Genomic DNA, 17070 nt, shown 5'->3' on the forward strand with positions numbered 1-17070 from the left:
GTCGGGGCGCTGGGGTCAGACGGGTTCGGGCGGGTTGAGGCGGGTGCGGCCGCGGCTCTCCAGGGATTCGACGGCGGTTTCGCGGAGCCATCGCCGGGGGTTGGGCCGCCAGCCGGTCAGGGGTGTGTCGGCGGCGCCGGGGGCGGTGGCGCCCGCGAGGTCGCGGGCGTCGTCGGCCACGGATTCGGTGATGTCGTCGGAGCTGCCGATGTGGCAGGCGCGCTCGTCGCCCGGTTCGACGATGGTCTTGTGGTAGCGGGGCGGCCAGCGCAGCAGCAGGCGGCGGCCGCACGTGGGACAGGCCCATTCTTCCATCCCGGTCTCGCCGGTCCGGACGCGGCGCAGCTCGTGGGTCTGGTACAACTTGCCTCTCCTCGAGCGTCGGCTGAGTTCCGGCAAAGGTTCGTGCGTTAGTGATTTCCCGCGCCCCGCAGGCTAAACGGCGCGATAGGCGTATTCAGGGCCGATGATTCGAGGTGCTCGGTACGTCCGTAATCCGGGTCGGTGGCGGGTCAGGTGAGGGCGCGGCGCACGGCGGCGCCGATCCGCGCGACGCCCTCGGCGGGCGCGCGGGCCGGTACAGCCGGGCGGGGAGCGGGCCCCCGCACCGTCAGGTCGGCCACGGTGTCGACGGGCGGGCGCGGGGAGCGGGCGAGGTCGGCGGCGTGCTCGCGGCGGGCGTCGGCGACCGTGCGTCCCGTCCCGCCGGGCGCGGCGAGGCGGGCCCGCAGGAACGCCAGGTACTCCGGGTCGCGGCCCATCACTCCTCCCTCGGCGCCGACCCTACGCGGGCGGGTGCGGGAGTTCAGAGGGGCAGAGGGATCAGAAGGGGTAGGTGGCGATCTCGCCGCGGACCGTGACCCACTGCGTCTCGGTGAACGCCTCGATGTTGGCGTCCGGGCCGCCGAACCGCGACCCGTTGCCCGACGCCGCGACCCCGCCGAACGGCGCCACCGGCTCGTCGTTGACCGTCTGGTCGTTGATGTGGACCAGGCCCGCCGGGACCGCGTCGGCGATCCTCATCGCCTGCCCCACGTCGCCGAGGATGCCCAGCGACAGCCCGTACTCGGTCGCCGACGCCAGCTCCACCGCCTCCTGCGGCGTGGAGAACGGCACCACCGGCGCGACCGGCCCGAACACCTCCTGCGCGTAGGCGGGCATGTCGGGCGTCACCTCGTCCAGCACGGTCGGGCGGTAGAACAGGCCCTCGTGGGTGCCGCCCGCCGCCAGCCGCGCCCCGGCCGCGACGGTCGCCCGGACCAGCTCGTCGACGTGCGCGAGCTGCCCGGCGTCGATGATCGGTCCGAGCGCGACGGGGCCGGCCGCCGGGTCGCCGACCGGGAGCCGGTCGGCCTTGTCGGCCAGCGCCGCCACGTACTCGGCGTGCAGGCTCTCGTGCACCAGGTGCCGCCCGGAGGTCATGCAGATCTGCCCCTGGTGCAGGAACGCGCCCCACGCGCCCGCCGACACCGCGTCGGCGATCCGCGCGCCCGGCAGCACGATCAGCGCGTTGTTGCCGCCGAGCTCCAGGTGGGCGCGCTTGAGGAGCCGCCCGCACACCTCGCCGATCCGGCGCCCGGCGGCGGTGGAGCCGGTGAACGACACCACCCGCACCTCCGGCGCCTCCACGACCGCCCGCCCGGCCTCGCGGCCGCCCGGCAGCAGGTGCAGCACCCCCTCCGGCAGCCCCGCCTCCTGGAAGATCCGCGCGACGGCCACCCCGCCGCACACCGCCGTGCGCGGGTCCGGCTTGAGCAGCACGGCGTTGCCGAGCGCCAGCGCCGGCGCCACCGACCGCATCGCCAGGATCAGCGGGAAGTTGAACGGCGAGATCACGCTCACCACCCCGGCGGGGCGGCGCCGCGCCAGGCTCCACCGCGGCTGCGCCGACGGCAGCACCAGCCCCTGCGGGTGCGAGGCCAGCGCCGCGGACTCGTGGCACAGGCTCGCCGCGAAACGCGTCTCCAGCTCCGCCTTGGGCGGGATCGACCCGGCCTCCCGCACGAGCCAGTCGCCGATCTCGGCGGCGTGCTCCTCCAGCAGCCGGCCCGCCGCGCGCAGCACCGCGGCGCGCTCCTCGTAGGTGCGGGCCGCCCAGTCGCGCTGCGCCGCCGCCGCGGCCCGCGCCGCGCGCGCCGCGTCCGCGGCGCCCGCCTCGCCCAGCGTGCCGAGCGTCGCGCCGGTCGCGGGCTCGGTCACCTCGAACACGCCGCCGTCCCCGGCCGCCGCCCAGCCGCCGTCGAAGATCTTCCCGGTCCACGCGCTCGGGTCGAGCAACGTCATCGTTCCTCCTCGCGAAAAGGGGTGCCGCGCCGGAACCCCCACCCTCACCACGGGAGCCATGCGCCGGAACATCATCGTTCCGCTCAGTGAAAACCCTCCGGCGCGGAGAAGCGGAAAACCCGTTGCGGCACCCGGCCCGGCCGGGGCACTCTGATCGCACGGCACTCGCAACGGGCCACGCGGAGGCGGGCCCACGGCACGGGAGGGGAGGGACCGCAGATGACCCGCTGTCGCGGCGCGCGACCCGCGGCCCGGCCCCGAACCGGCGGCCGGACGAACCGCTGACCCCTGCGCCCCCGCGTCCGAGGGGCGCCCCTCATGACCTCACCGGCCCGGGCAGGGCCGGTCCCGCGACGCCGTGGCCGAGCGGTTCAGGCGGCGGTCCGCAGAACCGTCACACGTGGGTTCGAATCCCACCGGCGTCTCCCGTCCCGTCCCCGCTGTCACCCTGGGGACGGGACCCCACTCCCCGTAGCTCAGCGGACAGAGCGCCGGCCTCCGAAGCCGGAAGCCGCAGGTTCGATCCCTGCCGGGGAGGCCACCGGGAAGACCGGCGCGGGCCGGGAGCCCGTCATATGATCATCGGTGTTCGTGTCGGACAATTCGATCGTGACGGGGGTCGTGATCAGTACAGACCTGTACGGGATCCGCGTCATGGAGCTGGAACCGGAAAAGCGCCTGGTCCGGTTGCGCGTCTTCGTGACGTACTACGACGCCGATGAGTACGACCAGGCCCTGCTGGACGGCGATGCGAGCTTCTTCCTGCGCGTGCTGTGGGACGAGGCCGACACCCGGTTCGGGGAAGGCGGACCGCTGGGTGAGCACGTCGGCTTGGAGGAGATCCTCGACGAGGACTGGGTCGACGGCAACACCTGGCGGTTCATCGAGGGGTTCGAAGCGGTGGGGTCGAGGAACGTGCCGTTCACCAAGACCGACATCGCCGACCTGCCGACCAGGTTCTACGATCTGGACTGGTTCAGCGACGAAGACCTGCTGGTCCAAACCGACTACGACGTGCGGGTGACCGATCCCCGCTGGCTGGCGCACCTGAGCCCGGGCCAGAAGTGGACCACCACCTCGTATCCGACCCAGGCCGACCGGCTGCGCCCGGAGGACGCACCACACGTGCCGGACCCTCGCCCACCCGCCGCCACCTTCGAGGTGTTCACGGTGGACCACGACGACGATGACGAGGCCGGGGCGCAGACCGCCGGCGGATCGGCTCTCTCACCCGACGGTCGATGGCTCGCCGTCACCAGCGGCGCAGGTGAGCTGGTCGTCTACGACGTCCCCGGGTGGGCCGAACGGCTGCGCGTCCCCTCCGGGGTGTCCGCCCCGTCGGTGCACTGGTCGCCCGGGCGGCCGGTGCTCGTGCTGCAGCCGCAGGCTCCGGATTCCCCGTCCTGGGCGTACGACATGGACAGGGGCGCGGTGGTGGCGCCGCCGCCGCACCGGTGGATGGCCCGCTCCGCCGACGGGCGCCGCCGGTTGAGCCGATCGGCGGACGACATGATCGTCATCGACGACGACGCGGCACGCCGATCGCCGGCGATCCCCGCGGTTCCCACTGCCGCCGCGTTCAACTGGGACGGATCCCAGCTCTACATCGCGGCCGCCGGTGACATCCTGGCCGTGGATCCGAAGACGGCCGCCATCACCGAGACGATCAAGAACGGGTACCGGTCGGACGCGTCCTGCGGCCCCGAACCGGTGCGCTCCCTCGCCGTGGATCGGACCGGACGCTACCTCGCCGTCGGCGGCGAGACGGCGCTGACCGTGATCCGGCTCGCGGACGGCGACGTCCTCGTGGAGATACCGCTGCCCGGCACGTTCGCCCACTGGTCTCCCGACGGGCGGTGGCTGGTGGCGACGCAGAGCATCATCCGCGGCGGGAGAACGACGTGCTTCGGAGTCGGCCGGCCGGCGGCAACGCCTGGTACTTGACCCGCTGACCGCACCGTCAGGTCCCCCACGGGCCGTCGGGGAGAGGCGCGGCGGCGGCCGAGCCGGTCACGGCGGGCCGGGCAGCGCGCCGGCGATGCAGTCCAGGACGCGCTCCAGCCCGTACCGGAACTGCTCCTCCCCGGACATGTGGGGCAGGCGCGCGTCCTTCACGATCCGCTCGAACATCGGGTACCTGCCGCTGTCGAGGAGCTCGCGGACGTAGGGGGCGCTGTGCAGCATCCAGCGCTCGGGCGTCATCCCGCTCTGGCGCAGCTCGCGCATCCACTCGATCTCGCTGCGGACCGTGCGCTCGACGTAGCCGTTCAGCATCTCCAGCAGGGCGACCATGTCGTCGATCGGGATGCCGACGTCCAGCGCGCCGAAGGCGAACTCCGTCAGCCGCAGCCGGTTGGGGCCGAACGCGGCGCGCGGCCGGTGCAGGCCCACCAGCCAGGTGTGCCCGCGCCACACCGCGCGGGTGTTCTCGGCGATCAGCGTCAGGTCGGCGCGCCAGTCGCCGCTCGGCCGCTCGGGGATGTCGGTCTCCAGCAGGACGTGGTCGACCATCAGCTCGATCAGGTCGTCGCGGGAGGGCACGTAGCGGTACAGCGACATCGCGCCGGTGCCGAGCTCGGCGGCGATGCGGCGCATCGAGGCCGCCTCCAGGCCCTCGGCGTCGGCGATGCGGATCGCCGCCTCGGTGATCTGGGCGCGGCTGTAGGCGGGGCGCGGCCCCCGGCCCTGCCGCTCGGGAACCGACCAGATGCTGACGTGCCGCTCGCCGTCTGTCAACGGACCTCCTCGTGACGCTCCCGAGCATCCTAGTTGCGTACGACGTACCCAGTTGTCTACCGTAGTTGCGTACATCGTACCCAGAGGAGGGGTCGTGACCGACGAACCGATCGTGGTGGCCGAGGGGCTGCGCAAGCGCTTCGGGGACACCCAGGCCCTGGACGGCCTCGACCTGGCCGTCCCCGCCGGCACGGTCTGCGGGGTCCTCGGCCCCAACGGCGCGGGCAAGACCACCGCCGTGCGGATCCTGGCCACGCTCGCCGACGCCGACGCCGGGCACGCCCGCATCGCCGGCCACGACGTCGCCCGCGAGCCCGACCGGGTCCGCGCCCGCATCGGCCTGGCCGGCCAGTACGCCGCCGTCGACGAGAAGCTCACCGGACGCGGCAACCTGCGCATGTTCGGCCGCCTCTACCACCTGCCCCGCCGCGAGGCCCACCGCCGCGCCGACGAGCTGCTGGAGCGGTTCGGGCTCGCCGAGGCCGCCGACCGGCAGGTCGCCGGGTACTCCGGCGGTATGCGCCGCCGCCTCGACCTGATCACCAGCCTCATCCTGCGCCCCCAGGTGCTGTTCCTGGACGAGCCCACCACCGGCCTGGACCCCCGCAGCCGCGGCGAGATCTGGGACGCCGTCCGCGGCCTGGTCGAGGGCGGCACCACCGTCCTGCTCACCACCCAGTACCTGGAAGAGGCCGACCGGCTCGCCGACGACATCGCCGTCATCGACCACGGCCGCGTCATCGCCACCGGCACCCCCGACCGGCTCAAGGCCTCCGTCGGCGACCGCCTCGACGTCGCCCTGGACGACCCCGCCATGGCCGGCCGCGCCGCCGCGCTCCTGCACACCCTCACCGGCAGCCACCCCGCCCTGGAGGACGGGCGCCTCACCGTGCCGCTCACCGCCGGATCCCCGCGCCTGGCCGACGTCGTCCGCGAACTCGACCGCGCCGGCGTCGCCGTCGGCGACGTCGCCCTGCGCCGCCCCACCCTCGACGAGGTGTTCCTGCGCCTCACCGGAGACGACCCCGCCGGACGGGCGCCCGGAACCGAGCCCGCCGACCCCGCCGAGCGCAGCAAGGAGACCGTCCGATGACCGCCCTCACCGCCCCCGCGGACCCCGGCGCCCGCGCCGGACGCCTGCGCTGGGCCCTCGCCGACGGCCTCACCCTCATCGGCCGCGAACTCGGCCGCATCCGCCAGGAACCCGGCGAGCTCATCGCCGCCCTGATCTTCCCCGCGGTCATGGTCGTGCTGTTCGGCTACGTGTTCGGCAGCGCCATCTCCGTCCCCGGCGGCGGCAACTACCGCGAGTACCTGATGCCCGGCCTGTTCGCCATGGTCACCTTCACCTCCACCATGGCCGTCACCATGCGCGTCGCCACCGACGCCTCCCGCGGCGTCATGGACCGGTTCCGCTCCATGCCCATGGCCCGCGCCGCCGTCCCGTTCGGCCAGACCGGCGCCGAGATCCTCAACGGCGTCCTCGGCATGCTCATCATGGCCGTCGCCGGCCTGGTCGTCGGCTGGCGCGCCCACAACGGCGCCTGGCAGACCGCCGAGGCGTTCCTGCTCCTGGCGCTGATGCGGTACGCGCTCAGCTGGGCCGGCTGCTACCTCGGCCTGGTCGTCAAGAACGAGCAGACCGCCGACCAGCTCATCCCCCTGGTCTTCCCGGTCACCATGCTGTCCAACTCCTTCGTCCCCACCGGCGGCATGCCCAAGGTCCTCCAGGTCATCGCCGAATGGAACCCCGTCAGCGCCCTCACCGCCGCCTGCCGCGAACTGTTCGGCAACCCCGGCGCCCCCGCCGGCGACCTCGCCTGGCCCCTCGCCCACCCCGTCCCCGCCACGATCGGCTGGGCGCTTCTCCTGCTCGCGGTGTTCGCGCCCCTGTCGGTGCGGACCTACCGCACCCGCGGCCGCTGACCCCACCCCGCCGACCCCGCGGCCCGGAAGCCCGCGCCGCGGGCGGAAAGCCGCACCACGACCCTGGCCGGCCGCGCCCCGCACGGGGCCCGGCCGGCCAGGGGCTCAGCAGGTCACACGCCGAACGGCGCCGGGTACCGCACCGTCCCCGACGGCACCGGGCCCGGCCCGTCCAGCACCAGCGCCATCAGCGCCTCGTCGGGCACCTCGAACGCCACGCCGACGCCCAGCAGCGACGCCCGCGCGAACCCGAACCGCGGGTAGTACCCCGGATGCCCGAGCACCACCACCAGCCGCTCGCCGCCGGCCGCCGCGCGGACCGCCGCCGCCTCCAGCACCGCCCGGACGGCCGCGCCGCCGCCGCCGCGCCCCTGCGCGTCCGGCAGGACCGCCACCGGAGCCAGCGCCAGCGCGCCCGCACCGCCGACCGCGCACCGCGTCGCCAGCGCGTACCCGGCCACCCGGCCGCCCCCGTCCACGGCCACCACCGACAGCCCCGGCACCCACGCCGCGTCCCGGCGCAGCGCGTCCACCAGATCCGCCTCGGCGCCGGTCGGGAACGCCGCCCGCACCACCGCGCGGACCGCGCCCCGCTCGCCCGCCGCCTCCGGCCTGGTCGTCCAGCTCAACGGTCCCGCCCCCGCTCCCGGTACATCTGCCGCTGCCACCTGCTGATCGCCTTGGTGCGGTCCTCCCGCTCGGCGCGCAGCCGCCGGTCGGTGCGCGAGGCCGCCCACGCGTTCTCGCGCAGCAGCTTGCGGTAGCTGTCCAGGCGGCGGCGCGGCAGCTCCCCGTCCTCGACCGCGGCCAGGACCGCGCAGCCCGGCTCGGACCGGTGCGCGCAGTCCCCGAACCGGCACCGCGCGGCCAGCTCCTCGACGTCGGCGAAGGCGCGCTCCAGCCCCCGCGACGCCTCGAACAGGCCCACGCCGCGCAACCCCGGCGTGTCGATCAGGACGCCGCCGCCCGGCAGCGGCAGCAGCTCGCGCCGCACCGTGGTGTGCCGGCCCTTGCCGTCGGCCTCCCGGACCGCGCCCGTGGCCAGCTCCTCGGCGCCCAGCAGCGCGTTGCCCAGCGTGGACTTGCCCGCGCCCGACGGACCGACCAGCACCACCGTCCCCGGCAGGACCGCGCGGACGGCGTCCACGCCCTCACCGGTCGCGGCGCTGCACGCCACCACGTCCACGCCCGGCGCGGCCGCGGCGACCTCCGCGCACCGCCCGGCCGCGTCCGCGACCCGGTCGGCCTTGGTGAGCACGACCACCGGCCGCGCCCCGCTCTCCCAGGCCAGCGCCAGCAGCCGCTCGACCCGCCCCAGATCCAGCGGGGCGGCCAGCGACACCGCGACCGCGACGGCGTCGACGTTGGCGGCCAGCACCTGGCCGCGCGAATCCCGCGCCGCCGACGCCCGCACGATCGCGGTCCGGCGCGGCAGCAGCGCCGCCACCGCGGGCCGCCCGTCCGGGCCGCCGGCGCGCAGGGCCGCCCAGTCGCCCGTGCACGGCGCCGCCACCGGATCACCGCCCGGCCCGGCGGGCGGAGACGACGCCGGCAGGAAGGACAGGGCGGCCCCGGCGGAGGCCCGCGACGGGCCGTGCTCGGTGACCACGTCGCACAGGCCGCGGTCGACCGCGGCCACCCGCGCGGGGATCAGCCCCGCCGCGCGGTGAGAGGTGAACTCGTGCTCCAGGGCGTCGTCCCAGCCGTAGGCGGCCAGAGGAGACGACCCCGTGAAAGAGGAAGACAACGGATCGGAACCCTTGCGTGAAGGGGCCCCGGCGTGACGGCGCCGCAGGCGGCGCGAAAGAGGACGATCAGCCGGTGGCCCGGGAGAAGAGGACGGGCTGAGTGCTGCTGCGGACAGCAGCGACCACGGCGACGGCCATACGTCCTCATCCCCCTTTCCGGTTCCGCCCCGGACTCTACCGGCCCGCCCCCGCCCGGCCAAGCGCATTTCCCTCCCCCGCGCGGGGGAGGATCCTCGGCCGCGGTGGGGAGGCCCCGCCCGCCCCGCCGCGGCCACGATCGTGGCCATGGCCACCACGCTCTCCGCACGCCTCTCACCGAGCGCCCTGGGGCGCCGCCTGCCCGCGGCCGCGCTCGCCTGGGCCACCGCCTACGGCGCCCTGCGCGCGTACTGGGCGGCGGGCCACCAGCCGCACGACATGTCGCCCATCGGCACCGACCTCGTCGTCTTCACCGGATGGGGGAGCGTCGCGCTGTGCGGGGCCGCCGCGCTCGCCCTGGCCGCGCTCGCCCTCCCGCGCGCCGACCGCCTCGCCCGCGTGCCGCGCCTGGCGCTGGCGGGCGCCGCCTGGACCGCCGCGGCGTGCCTGATCGCCTCCGGCGCGATGCTCCTGCTGGACGTGGTCGGCGCGATCCTGCCCGGCCTCGGCCTGGGGTTCCACCCCTCGGCGCGCTGTCGCGGGCCGCGGCCGTCGCCGCCGGGGCCATGACGGCGCTGTCCGCCCGCGCCTACCCCGCCCGCACCCGCACCGGACCGGCCTGCGCCGCCTGCGCGCGCCCCGCGTCCGCCGCCGGCGCCCTGACCCGCACCCCCGCGTGGGCGTACGGGGCCGCCTACCTCGCCGTCGCCGGATGCCTCACCCGCATCGCCGCCCAGGCCGTCGTCGGGTTCGCCGAGTCGCCGCTGGCGGGCGGCGCCTCGGCGACGCTGTTCGAGGCCGGGTTCGTGCTCGGCGGCTGCCTGCTGCCCCTGGCCCTGGTCCACCCCTTCGGGCGGACCTGGCCGCGCTGGGCGCCCGGCCTGGCCGGGCGCGGCGTCCCGCGCCGGCTGGTGCTGTGGCCCGGCGCCGCGATCTCCGCCGGTCTGGTCGTCTACTTCGGGCTGATGCTGCTGCAGATGGCCTGGGAGCGGCTGAACGGCCGCGCCCCGTTCCCGCCCGAAGGCGGCCTCGACCTGCCCGAGGCGTTCTTCTGGGTCGCCGTCCCCGCCTACTTCGTCTGGGGCGCCGGCATGGCCGCCGCCGCCCGCGCCTACGCCCGCCGCACCCGCACCCCCTGCCCGTCCTGCGGCCGCTGACCGCCCCGCCGGAACGCGGCGTCGGCGCGCCGACGGCCGACCGCGCCACGGCGACCGGAACTGACGACACTGTTCGGCAGTTATGGTGATTTGGGGGCGGGATCGCGAGGAGGGGGCGTGACCGACGACGTGGACGACAACGACGACCGGCCGACCGGGCTCGACCGCGCCGACCGGGCCGCCGCCCGGCGGGTGCAGGAGATCTGGGACGGCCTGGCACCGGCCGCCGCGCGGATCGCCACCGCGAGCGAACCGGTCCGCGACGCCGCCCGCGGCGCGGCGGCGCTCGCCGCCGACCGCATCCTGGCGCAGGTGTCGGGCACCCCGGTGATGAGGGCCGCCGAGCAGGCCGCGCGCGACGCCGCCGTCAAGGCCGCCCGCGCCGCCGCCGAACGCGCCGTCACCGAGGCCCGCGCCGCCGCCGCGGCCAACCCCGCCACCGCCGGCGCGTTCGAGGCCGCCACCGCCGCGATGACCCTCGCCGAACAGGCCGCCCGCCACCCCATGGCCGCCGCCGCGCGCCGCCTGGCCGCCCAGAGCCCCCTCGCCCGCGCCGCCACCGCCACCGCCCTGGACGTCGCCGGCCGCACCGCCGCCGCCCCCGTCGTGCAGGCCGCCACCCGGACGGTCGTGGACGCCGCCGTCGACACCGTCGCCGACGCCGCCGTGGACGCCCTCATGGCCGCCGGCCGCGAGGTCGTCGCCCGCGTCGTCCGCCAGACCGCCGAGCAGGCCGCCCGCGACCTGGCCGCCGCCGTGCGCGACACCGCCCAGTCCGCCGCCGAGAGCACCGGCGCCGCCGCCGACCTGGCGCCGCTGGCCGACCTGGCCTCCCGCGCCGGCCGCGACCCCGCCGTGCGCGGCGCCGCCCGCACCGCCGCCGGGCTTCTCACCGCCGCCGCCGGCAGCGCCCTGGCCCGCACCGCCCGCGACCTGGCCGCCCGCGCCGCCACCGCCGCCGTCGAGGCCGTCCTGCGCGAACTGCTCCGCGACGCCCTCAAGCTCGCCCTGCGCGACACCCTGCGCGGCATCATCGTCGAGGTGTCCCGCGACGTCGTCGTCGACGTCGCCAAGACCACCTGGACCACCGCCACCCGCCCCGCCCCGGCCGGACCCGCCGCGGCGACCGCCGTCGTCATCAAGGCCACCGCCGAAACCACCGCCGAAACCACCGGCACCGCCGCGGGCGGCGGCGACGCGTGGGCCGACGCCACCGCCGACCCCACCTCCGAAACGGGCGCCGACACCGGCCCCGGACGCTGAACCGCCCCTCAGAAGATTCTGAAAGAACCATGAGAAACGGCCGCCGGTGGCCGGGCCGCCCACCGGCGCTGTCTACCGTGAGTACATGGAACCCGGCGCGCAGGACACACCGCCCCCGCGGATCCTCGTGGTCGACGACGAACCCGCCGTCCGCGAGTCGCTGACCAGCAGCCTGGAGTTCGAGGGCTACCGGGTCACCGGCGCCGCCGACGGCGTCGCCGCCCTGGACCAGGTCGAGCGCGAGACCCCCGACCTGGTCGTGCTCGACGTGCTCATGCCCCGTATGGACGGCCTCACCGCCTGCCGGCGGCTGCGCGCCCTCGGCGCCACCATGCCGGTGCTCATGCTCACCGCCCGCGACATGGTCGGCGACCGCGTCACCGGACTGGACGCCGGCGCCGACGACTACCTCGCCAAACCCTTCGACCTCGACGAACTCCTCGCCCGCGTCCGCGCCCTGCTGCGCCGCGCCGCCATGGCCGCCCCCGCGGCCCCCGCCGGCGCCGCCCCCGGCGACGACCTGGCCTTCGACGACCTGCGCATGAACACCCTCACCCGCGAGGTCACCCGCTCCGGCCGCACCCTGGAACTGACCCGCACCGAGTACATGCTGCTGGAGATGTTCCTCACCCACCCCCGCCAGGTCCTCACCCGCGAGCAGATCCTGGAGACCGTCTGGGGATTCGACTTCGAACCCGCCTCCAACTCCCTGGACGTGTACGTGATGTACCTGCGCCGCAAGACCGAGGCGGGCGGGCTGCCGCGCCTGGTCCACACCGTCCGCGGCGTCGGTTACGTGCTGCGCCCGGCGGCGTCCCCGTGAGCACCCGCGCCCCCGTCACCCGGCGGATCACCCGCCGGCTCACGCTGCGCGCCCGGATGGCGCTGCTCACCGCCGCGGCCGTCGCGCTCGCCGTCGCCGCCTGCGCCAGCGCCGGCTGGCTGCTCACCCGCAACCAGCTGTACCGCGAACTGGACCGCCGCCTCGGCGCGGTGTCGGGCGGCCCGCCCGGCGCCCGCGACGGCGGCCCTCGCGACGGGCAGCCCCTCTTCCACGACCCCCGCCTGCCCCGCCGGCCCGAGGCGATCCTGGCCGCCTGCCGGTCCGAGCCCACCGGCACCGGCGCCCAGAACCCGCCGCCCGGCCCCTACGAGATCATGCAGCTGGTCCGCGCCGACGGGCGGCGCTGCACCGTCCCCGGCGCCGGCGCGCTGGAGGTCACCGCGCAGGACGCGCAGGTCGCCCGCGGCGAACGCGACCACGCCTACCACGACGGAACCGGCGTCACCGCCTCCGGAACCGAGGACGGCGTCCGCGTCCTCACCCGCTCGTTCCGGCTGCCCGACGGCACCCCCGCCGCCGTCTCCTACGCCATCTCCCTCGACGAGGTGCAGGGACCCCTGGACAACCTCGCGCTGCTGCTCACCGCCGTCACCGCCCTCGGCGTCCTGGTGTCCGCCGCCGCCGGCCTCATGATCGCCCGCGCGTCGCTGCGGCCCGTGGACGAGCTCACCGGCGCCGTCGAGCACATCGCCCGCACCGAGGACCTCGCCACCCGCATCCCCGAGGAGGGCACCGACGAGATCGCCCGGCTCAGCCGCTCCTTCAACACCATGACCGCCGCCCTGGCCGCCTCCCGCGAACGCCAGCAGCAGCTCATCGCCGACGCCGGCCACGAGCTGCGCACCCCCCTCACCAGCCTGCGCACCAACATCGACCTGCTGCTGCGCGCCGAGGCCGCCGGACGCGACCTGCCCGAGGACACCCGCCGCAACCTGCTGGCCAGCGTCCGCGCGCAGATGCGGGAACTGTCCAGCCTCGTCGGCGACCTGCTGGAACTCGCCCGCCCCGCCGACACCGCGCCCGTCCGCGAGACCGTCGCCCTGCACGAGGTCCTCGACCGCGCCGTCGAACGCGCCCGGCTGCGCGGCCCCGGCCTCACCATCACCTGCGACACCCGGCCCTGGCACGTCCACGGCGACCCCGCCTCCCTGGAACGCGCCATCGTCAACCTCCTGGACAACGCCGTGAAGTTCAGCCCGCCCGGCGGCACCGTCGCCGTCGACCTGGACGCCGGCGAACTGACCGTCCGCGACGACGGGCCCGGCATCCCCGCCGCCGACCTGCCGCACGTGTTCGAGCGGTTCTGGCGCTCCCCGTCGGCCCGCAGCCTGCCCGGCTCCGGGCTCGGACTGTCCATCGTCGCGCGCGTCGTCGCCGAATGCGGCGGAACCGTCGCCCTGGAACCCGCACCCGGCGGCGGCACCCTCGCCCGCGTCCACCTGCCCGGAACCACCGCCCCCGGCGACTGACCGCCCCGCCCGGCGCGGCCCGGCGCGTTTCTCATGCGGCGTTAAGACACGGCTCACCGCCCTCCCACACCGGCCCCCGAACCTCGGTCCCATGAGTCACCTCATCACCGAACCGGGCACGCCCGCCGCGCCGCCCCCGCCGCCGCACGACCACGGCGGCCGGGGCCGGCTCGTCGAGGTGGTCGTCCCCGTCCACAACGAGGAACGCGTCCTGGCCGCCAGCGTCCAGCGCCTGCACGCCTACCTCGCCGACAACCTCCCCTACCCGTTCCGCATCACCGTCGCCGACAACGCCAGCACCGACGCCACCTGGCCCATCGCCCGCGACCTGGCCGCCCGCCACCCCCGCGTCCGCGCCGTCCACCTGCGCGACAAGGGCCGCGGCCGGGCGCTGCGCCACGTGTGGGGGACCAGCGACGCCGACGTCGTCGCCTACATGGACGTCGACCTGTCCACCGACCTGGACGCGTTCCTGCCGCTGGTCGCGCCCCTCATCTCCGGCCACAGCGACCTGGCCATCGGCTCCCGCCTGACCCGCGGCTCCGCCGTCGTCCGCGGCCCCCGCCGCGAGATCATCTCCCGCTGCTACAACCTGCTGCTGCGCACCGCGCTGGCCGCCCGCTTCACCGACGCCCAGTGCGGCTTCAAGGCCGCCCGCACCGAGATCGTCCAGGCGCTGCTGCCCTCCGTCGAGGACGAGGAGTGGTTCTTCGACACCGAACTGCTGCTGCTCGCCGAACGCAACGGGCTGCGCATCCACGAGGTCCCCGTCGACTGGGTCGACGACCCCGACAGCCGCGTCGACGTCCTGCGCACCGCCCGCGACGACCTGCGCGGCATGGCCCGCGTCGCCCGCCGCATGCTCACCGGCGCGTTCCGCGCCCCCGTCGGCGGCCGCCCCGGCCCCGCCGCCGCCGACCGGGCCGCCGACGCGCTCCCCGCCGGCATGGCCCGCCAGCTGCCCGCCTTCGCCGTCATCGGCGTCCTCAGCACCCTCGCCCAGCTCATCCTGTTCGTCGTGCTGCGCCTCTTCCTCGGGCCGCTGTGGGCCAACGCCCTGTCCCTGGTGGTCACCACCGTCGGCAACACCGCCGCCAACCGCCGCTTCACCTTCGGCGTCACCGGCAACCGCCGCGCACTGCGCCAGCAGCTCGAAGGCGGCGCCGCGTTCCTGCTCGGCCTGGCCCTCAGCACCGGCGGCCTGGCCCTGCTGCACGCCGCCGCGCCCGGCGCCGGACGCGCCGTCGAGGTCGCCGCCCTGGTCACCGCCAACGCCCTGGCCACCCTCGTGCGGTTCCTGCTCATGCGCGCCTGGATCTTCCACCCCCGCCGCCTCGGCCACCAGCCCGCCCCGGGGACCGCGCCCGCCCACGAGAACACCGGAGGGACCACGGCATGACCTCCACCCTCACACCGCCGCCCGCCGCCGGGCACGCCGCGCCCCGCGGCCGCGCCCGCCGCCTGCTCCTCGGCCCGAGCGGCGACCCGCGCTGGGCGCGGCCCGCCCTGTGGGCGGTCCTGATCGCCGCCACCGCCCTGTACGCGTGGGGGCTGTCGGCCGCAGGCGACGCCAACTCCTACTACTCCGCCGCCGTCAAGAGCGGCACCCAGAGCTGGAAGGCGTTCTTCTTCGGCGCCCTGGACGCCGGCTCCTACATCACCGTCGACAAACCCCCCATGGCGCTGTGGGCCATGGGACTGACCGCCCGCGTCCTCGGATTCGGGACCTGGAGCCTGCTGCTCCCGCAGGTCGCCGCGGGCGTCGCCGCCGTCGCCGTCCTGTACGCCACGGTCCGCCGCGCGTTCGGGCACGCCGCCGCGCTCACCGCCGCCGCCGTCCTGGCCCTCACCCCGATCACCGTCGCGATCAACCGCGACAACAACCCCGACACCCTCCTGGTGCTGTTCCTGGTCGCCGCCGCCTGGGCCTGCCAGCGCGCCGTCGACACCGGCCGGCTGCGGCCCCTGCTGCTCGCGGCGTTCCTCGTCGGATGCGGCTTCAACACCAAGATGCTCCAGGCGTTCCTGGTCGTCCCCACGCTGGCCCTGGCCTACCTGGTCGCCGCGCGGCCCCGCCCGGTCCGCCGCGTCGGGCACCTGCTCGCCGCCGGAGCCGTCCTGGCCGCGTCCTCCCTCTGGTGGACGCTGCTGGTCGACGCCGTCCCCGCCCGGTCCCGCCCCTACATCGGCGGCAGCACCGACGGCACCGCCTGGGACCTGGTCATCGGCTACAACGGCCTCGGCCGCATCCTCGGCCAGGGCAACGGCCCGGGCGGCCGCGGCGGCCCCGGAGGCGGCGGCGGATTCGGCGGCCAGTCCGGCGCCGGGCGCCTGTTCAACGACATCCTCGGCGGCCAGATCTCCTGGCTCATCCCCTTCGCCGTCCTCGCCCTGGCCGCCGGCCTGGTCCTGCTGCGCCGCCGCCCCCGCACCGACACCGCCCGCGCCGCGCTGCTGCTGTGGGGCGGATGGCTCGCTGTCCACTACGTGGTGTTCAGCTTCGCCCAGGGCACCTTCCACCCCTACTACTCCACCGCCATGGCCCCCGCGATCGCCGCGCTCACCGGCGCCGGCGCCGTCCTGCTGACCCGCGCCCACCGCGAGTCGCGGGCCTGGGCATGGGCGCTGCCCGCGGGCGTCGCCGCCACCGGAGCGTGGGCGTTCGTCCTGCTGGACCGCACACCGTCCTGGAACCCGTGGCTGCGGTGGGCCGTCGCCGCCGCCACCGCCCTGGCCGTCGCCGCCCTGATCGCCGGACGGGCCGTCCCCCGCGCCGGGACGCGCGCCACCGTCGCCGGCCTCGCCCTCGCCGTGACCGCGGGCCTGGCGGGCCCGGGCGCCTACGCCGTCTCGGCCGCCTCCACCACCTCCAACGGCACCAACCCCCTGGCGGGACCCGCCTCCGGCGGCGGTTTCGGCGGAGCGGGCGGCCGGCCCGGAGGCTTCCCCGGCGGCGGCGCGCCCCCCGCCATGAACGGCGGACGGCCACCCGGCGGGCAGTTCCCCGGCGGGCAGGCGCCCCCGGGGCAGGCCGGCGGCCAGAACGGGCAGGCACCGGACGGACGCGCCGCGGACGGACGCGGCCAGCGACCCGGCGGGGGCGGCGCCCGCGGCGGCCCCGGCGGTGGCCCCGGGAGCGGAGTCGACACCCAGATGATCTCCTACCTGGAGAAGAACCAGGGCGGCGCCACCTGGCTCGTCGCCGTCTCCAGCGCCCAGGAGGCCTCCTCGATCATCCTGCGGACCGGGCGCCCCGTCATCGCCATGGGCGGCTTCACCGGCAGCGACCCCGCCATGACCGTCGCCAAGCTTCAGCAGTACGTCAAGGACGGCAAGCTCCGCTACATCCTGCTCGGCGGCCGCATGGGCCCCGGCGGCGGCGACACCGCCGTCACCGCCTGGGTCCAGAAGAACGCGACGCCCGTCGACGCCGGCGACTACGGAGGCAGCGCCACCGGCTCCGCCACCGGCTCCACCGGCGCCCAGCTGTACAAGCTCGGCTGAAC

General features: G+C 76.2%; 16 protein-coding genes and 2 tRNA genes. 12 read left to right on the forward strand and 6 right to left on the reverse strand.

Features of this window, described 5'->3' with window-relative positions:
- Positions 1–15: 15 nt before the first annotated feature.
- The 3 genes from ACQEU6_RS06040 to ACQEU6_RS06050 form a co-directional block, all read right to left on the reverse strand.
- Entirely contained in the window at positions 16–363 is a 348-nt protein-coding gene (locus ACQEU6_RS06040; RefSeq protein WP_499329595.1) for a hypothetical protein, read from the reverse strand.
- 149 nt (positions 364–512) lie between these two features.
- The gene (locus tag ACQEU6_RS06045) at positions 513–761 is read right to left on the reverse strand and encodes a hypothetical protein (protein ID WP_499329596.1); all 249 of its coding nucleotides are present in this window, start codon (positions 759–761) and stop codon (positions 513–515) included.
- Positions 762–822: 61 nt separating this feature from the next.
- Entirely contained in the window at positions 823–2283 is a 1461-nt protein-coding gene (locus ACQEU6_RS06050) for a benzaldehyde dehydrogenase (protein ID WP_499329597.1), read from the reverse strand.
- A gap of 352 nt (positions 2284–2635) precedes the next feature.
- Between ACQEU6_RS06050 and ACQEU6_RS06055 the strand changes: the two genes are divergently transcribed.
- The 3 genes from ACQEU6_RS06055 (at position 2636) to ACQEU6_RS06065 (ending at position 4227) form a co-directional block, all read left to right on the forward strand.
- Positions 2636–2708 (forward strand) — tRNA-Cys (locus ACQEU6_RS06055).
- Positions 2709–2748: 40 nt separating this feature from the next.
- A tRNA-Arg gene (locus ACQEU6_RS06060) sits at positions 2749–2824 on the forward strand.
- A 68-nt stretch (positions 2825–2892) separates the two neighbouring features.
- Entirely contained in the window at positions 2893–4227 is a 1335-nt protein-coding gene (locus ACQEU6_RS06065; protein WP_499329598.1) for a WD40 repeat domain-containing protein, read from the forward strand.
- A gap of 66 nt (positions 4228–4293) precedes the next feature.
- On the opposite strand, the gene ACQEU6_RS06070 is transcribed toward ACQEU6_RS06065, so the two are convergent.
- Entirely contained in the window at positions 4294–5019 is a 726-nt protein-coding gene (locus ACQEU6_RS06070; protein ID WP_499329599.1) for a TetR/AcrR family transcriptional regulator, read from the reverse strand.
- A gap of 94 nt (positions 5020–5113) precedes the next feature.
- On the opposite strand from ACQEU6_RS06070, the gene ACQEU6_RS06075 reads away from it, so the two are divergent.
- Both ACQEU6_RS06075 and ACQEU6_RS06080 read left to right on the forward strand, forming a co-directional pair.
- Positions 5114–6112 carry an ATP-binding cassette domain-containing protein gene (locus ACQEU6_RS06075; RefSeq protein WP_499329600.1) on the forward strand — a complete coding sequence of 333 codons (999 nt, stop codon included), beginning with the start codon at positions 5114–5116 and terminating at the stop codon, positions 6110–6112.
- Entirely contained in the window at positions 6109–6945 is an 837-nt protein-coding gene (locus ACQEU6_RS06080) for an ABC transporter permease (RefSeq protein ID WP_499329601.1), read from the forward strand. Before ACQEU6_RS06075 ends, ACQEU6_RS06080 begins: the two co-directional genes overlap by 4 nt.
- 113 nt (positions 6946–7058) lie before the next feature.
- Here the strand turns inward: ACQEU6_RS06080 and ACQEU6_RS06085 are convergent, their stop codons facing one another.
- Together ACQEU6_RS06085 and rsgA are read right to left on the reverse strand one after the other, a co-directional pair.
- Entirely contained in the window at positions 7059–7574 is a 516-nt protein-coding gene (locus ACQEU6_RS06085) for a GNAT family N-acetyltransferase (protein WP_499329602.1), read from the reverse strand.
- Positions 7571–8692, reverse strand: coding sequence for a ribosome small subunit-dependent GTPase A (gene rsgA, locus ACQEU6_RS06090; RefSeq protein WP_499329603.1), 1122 nt, complete (start codon positions 8690–8692; stop codon positions 7571–7573). The genes ACQEU6_RS06085 and rsgA overlap by 4 nt, the downstream gene beginning before the upstream one ends.
- Positions 8693–8978: 286 nt before the next feature.
- Here rsgA and ACQEU6_RS06095 point away from each other — a divergent pair, with 286 nt between their 5' ends.
- The 7 genes from ACQEU6_RS06095 (at position 8979) to ACQEU6_RS06125 (ending at position 17068) form a co-directional block, all read left to right on the forward strand.
- Positions 8979–9401, forward strand: coding sequence for a hypothetical protein (locus tag ACQEU6_RS06095; RefSeq protein ID WP_499329604.1), 423 nt, complete (start codon positions 8979–8981; stop codon positions 9399–9401).
- A complete protein-coding gene (locus tag ACQEU6_RS06100; protein WP_499329605.1) occupies positions 9398–9988 on the forward strand; it encodes a hypothetical protein in 591 nt (196 codons plus the stop codon). Before ACQEU6_RS06095 ends, ACQEU6_RS06100 begins: the two co-directional genes overlap by 4 nt.
- A gap of 117 nt (positions 9989–10105) precedes the next feature.
- Entirely contained in the window at positions 10106–11251 is a 1146-nt protein-coding gene (locus ACQEU6_RS06105) for a hypothetical protein (protein WP_499329606.1), read from the forward strand.
- A gap of 85 nt (positions 11252–11336) precedes the next feature.
- Positions 11337–12074 (forward strand): response regulator transcription factor, encoded by a 738-nt coding sequence (locus ACQEU6_RS06110; protein WP_499329607.1) that lies wholly within the window; start codon positions 11337–11339, stop codon positions 12072–12074.
- Positions 12071–13564, forward strand: a complete 1494-nt coding sequence (locus tag ACQEU6_RS06115) for a HAMP domain-containing sensor histidine kinase (RefSeq protein ID WP_499329608.1) — start codon at positions 12071–12073, stop codon at positions 13562–13564. The genes ACQEU6_RS06110 and ACQEU6_RS06115 overlap by 4 nt, the downstream gene beginning before the upstream one ends.
- Before the next feature lie 91 nt (positions 13565–13655).
- Positions 13656–14963, forward strand: coding sequence for a bifunctional glycosyltransferase family 2/GtrA family protein (locus tag ACQEU6_RS06120; RefSeq protein ID WP_499329609.1), 1308 nt, complete (start codon positions 13656–13658; stop codon positions 14961–14963).
- Positions 14960–17068, forward strand: coding sequence for an ArnT family glycosyltransferase (locus ACQEU6_RS06125; protein ID WP_499329610.1), 2109 nt, complete (start codon positions 14960–14962; stop codon positions 17066–17068). Before ACQEU6_RS06120 ends, ACQEU6_RS06125 begins: the two co-directional genes overlap by 4 nt.
- Positions 17069–17070 lie beyond the last annotated feature (2 nt).

The organism is Spirillospora sp. CA-108201 (assembly GCF_050936235.1).
Lineage (GTDB): Bacteria > Actinomycetota > Actinomycetes > Streptosporangiales > Streptosporangiaceae > Spirillospora.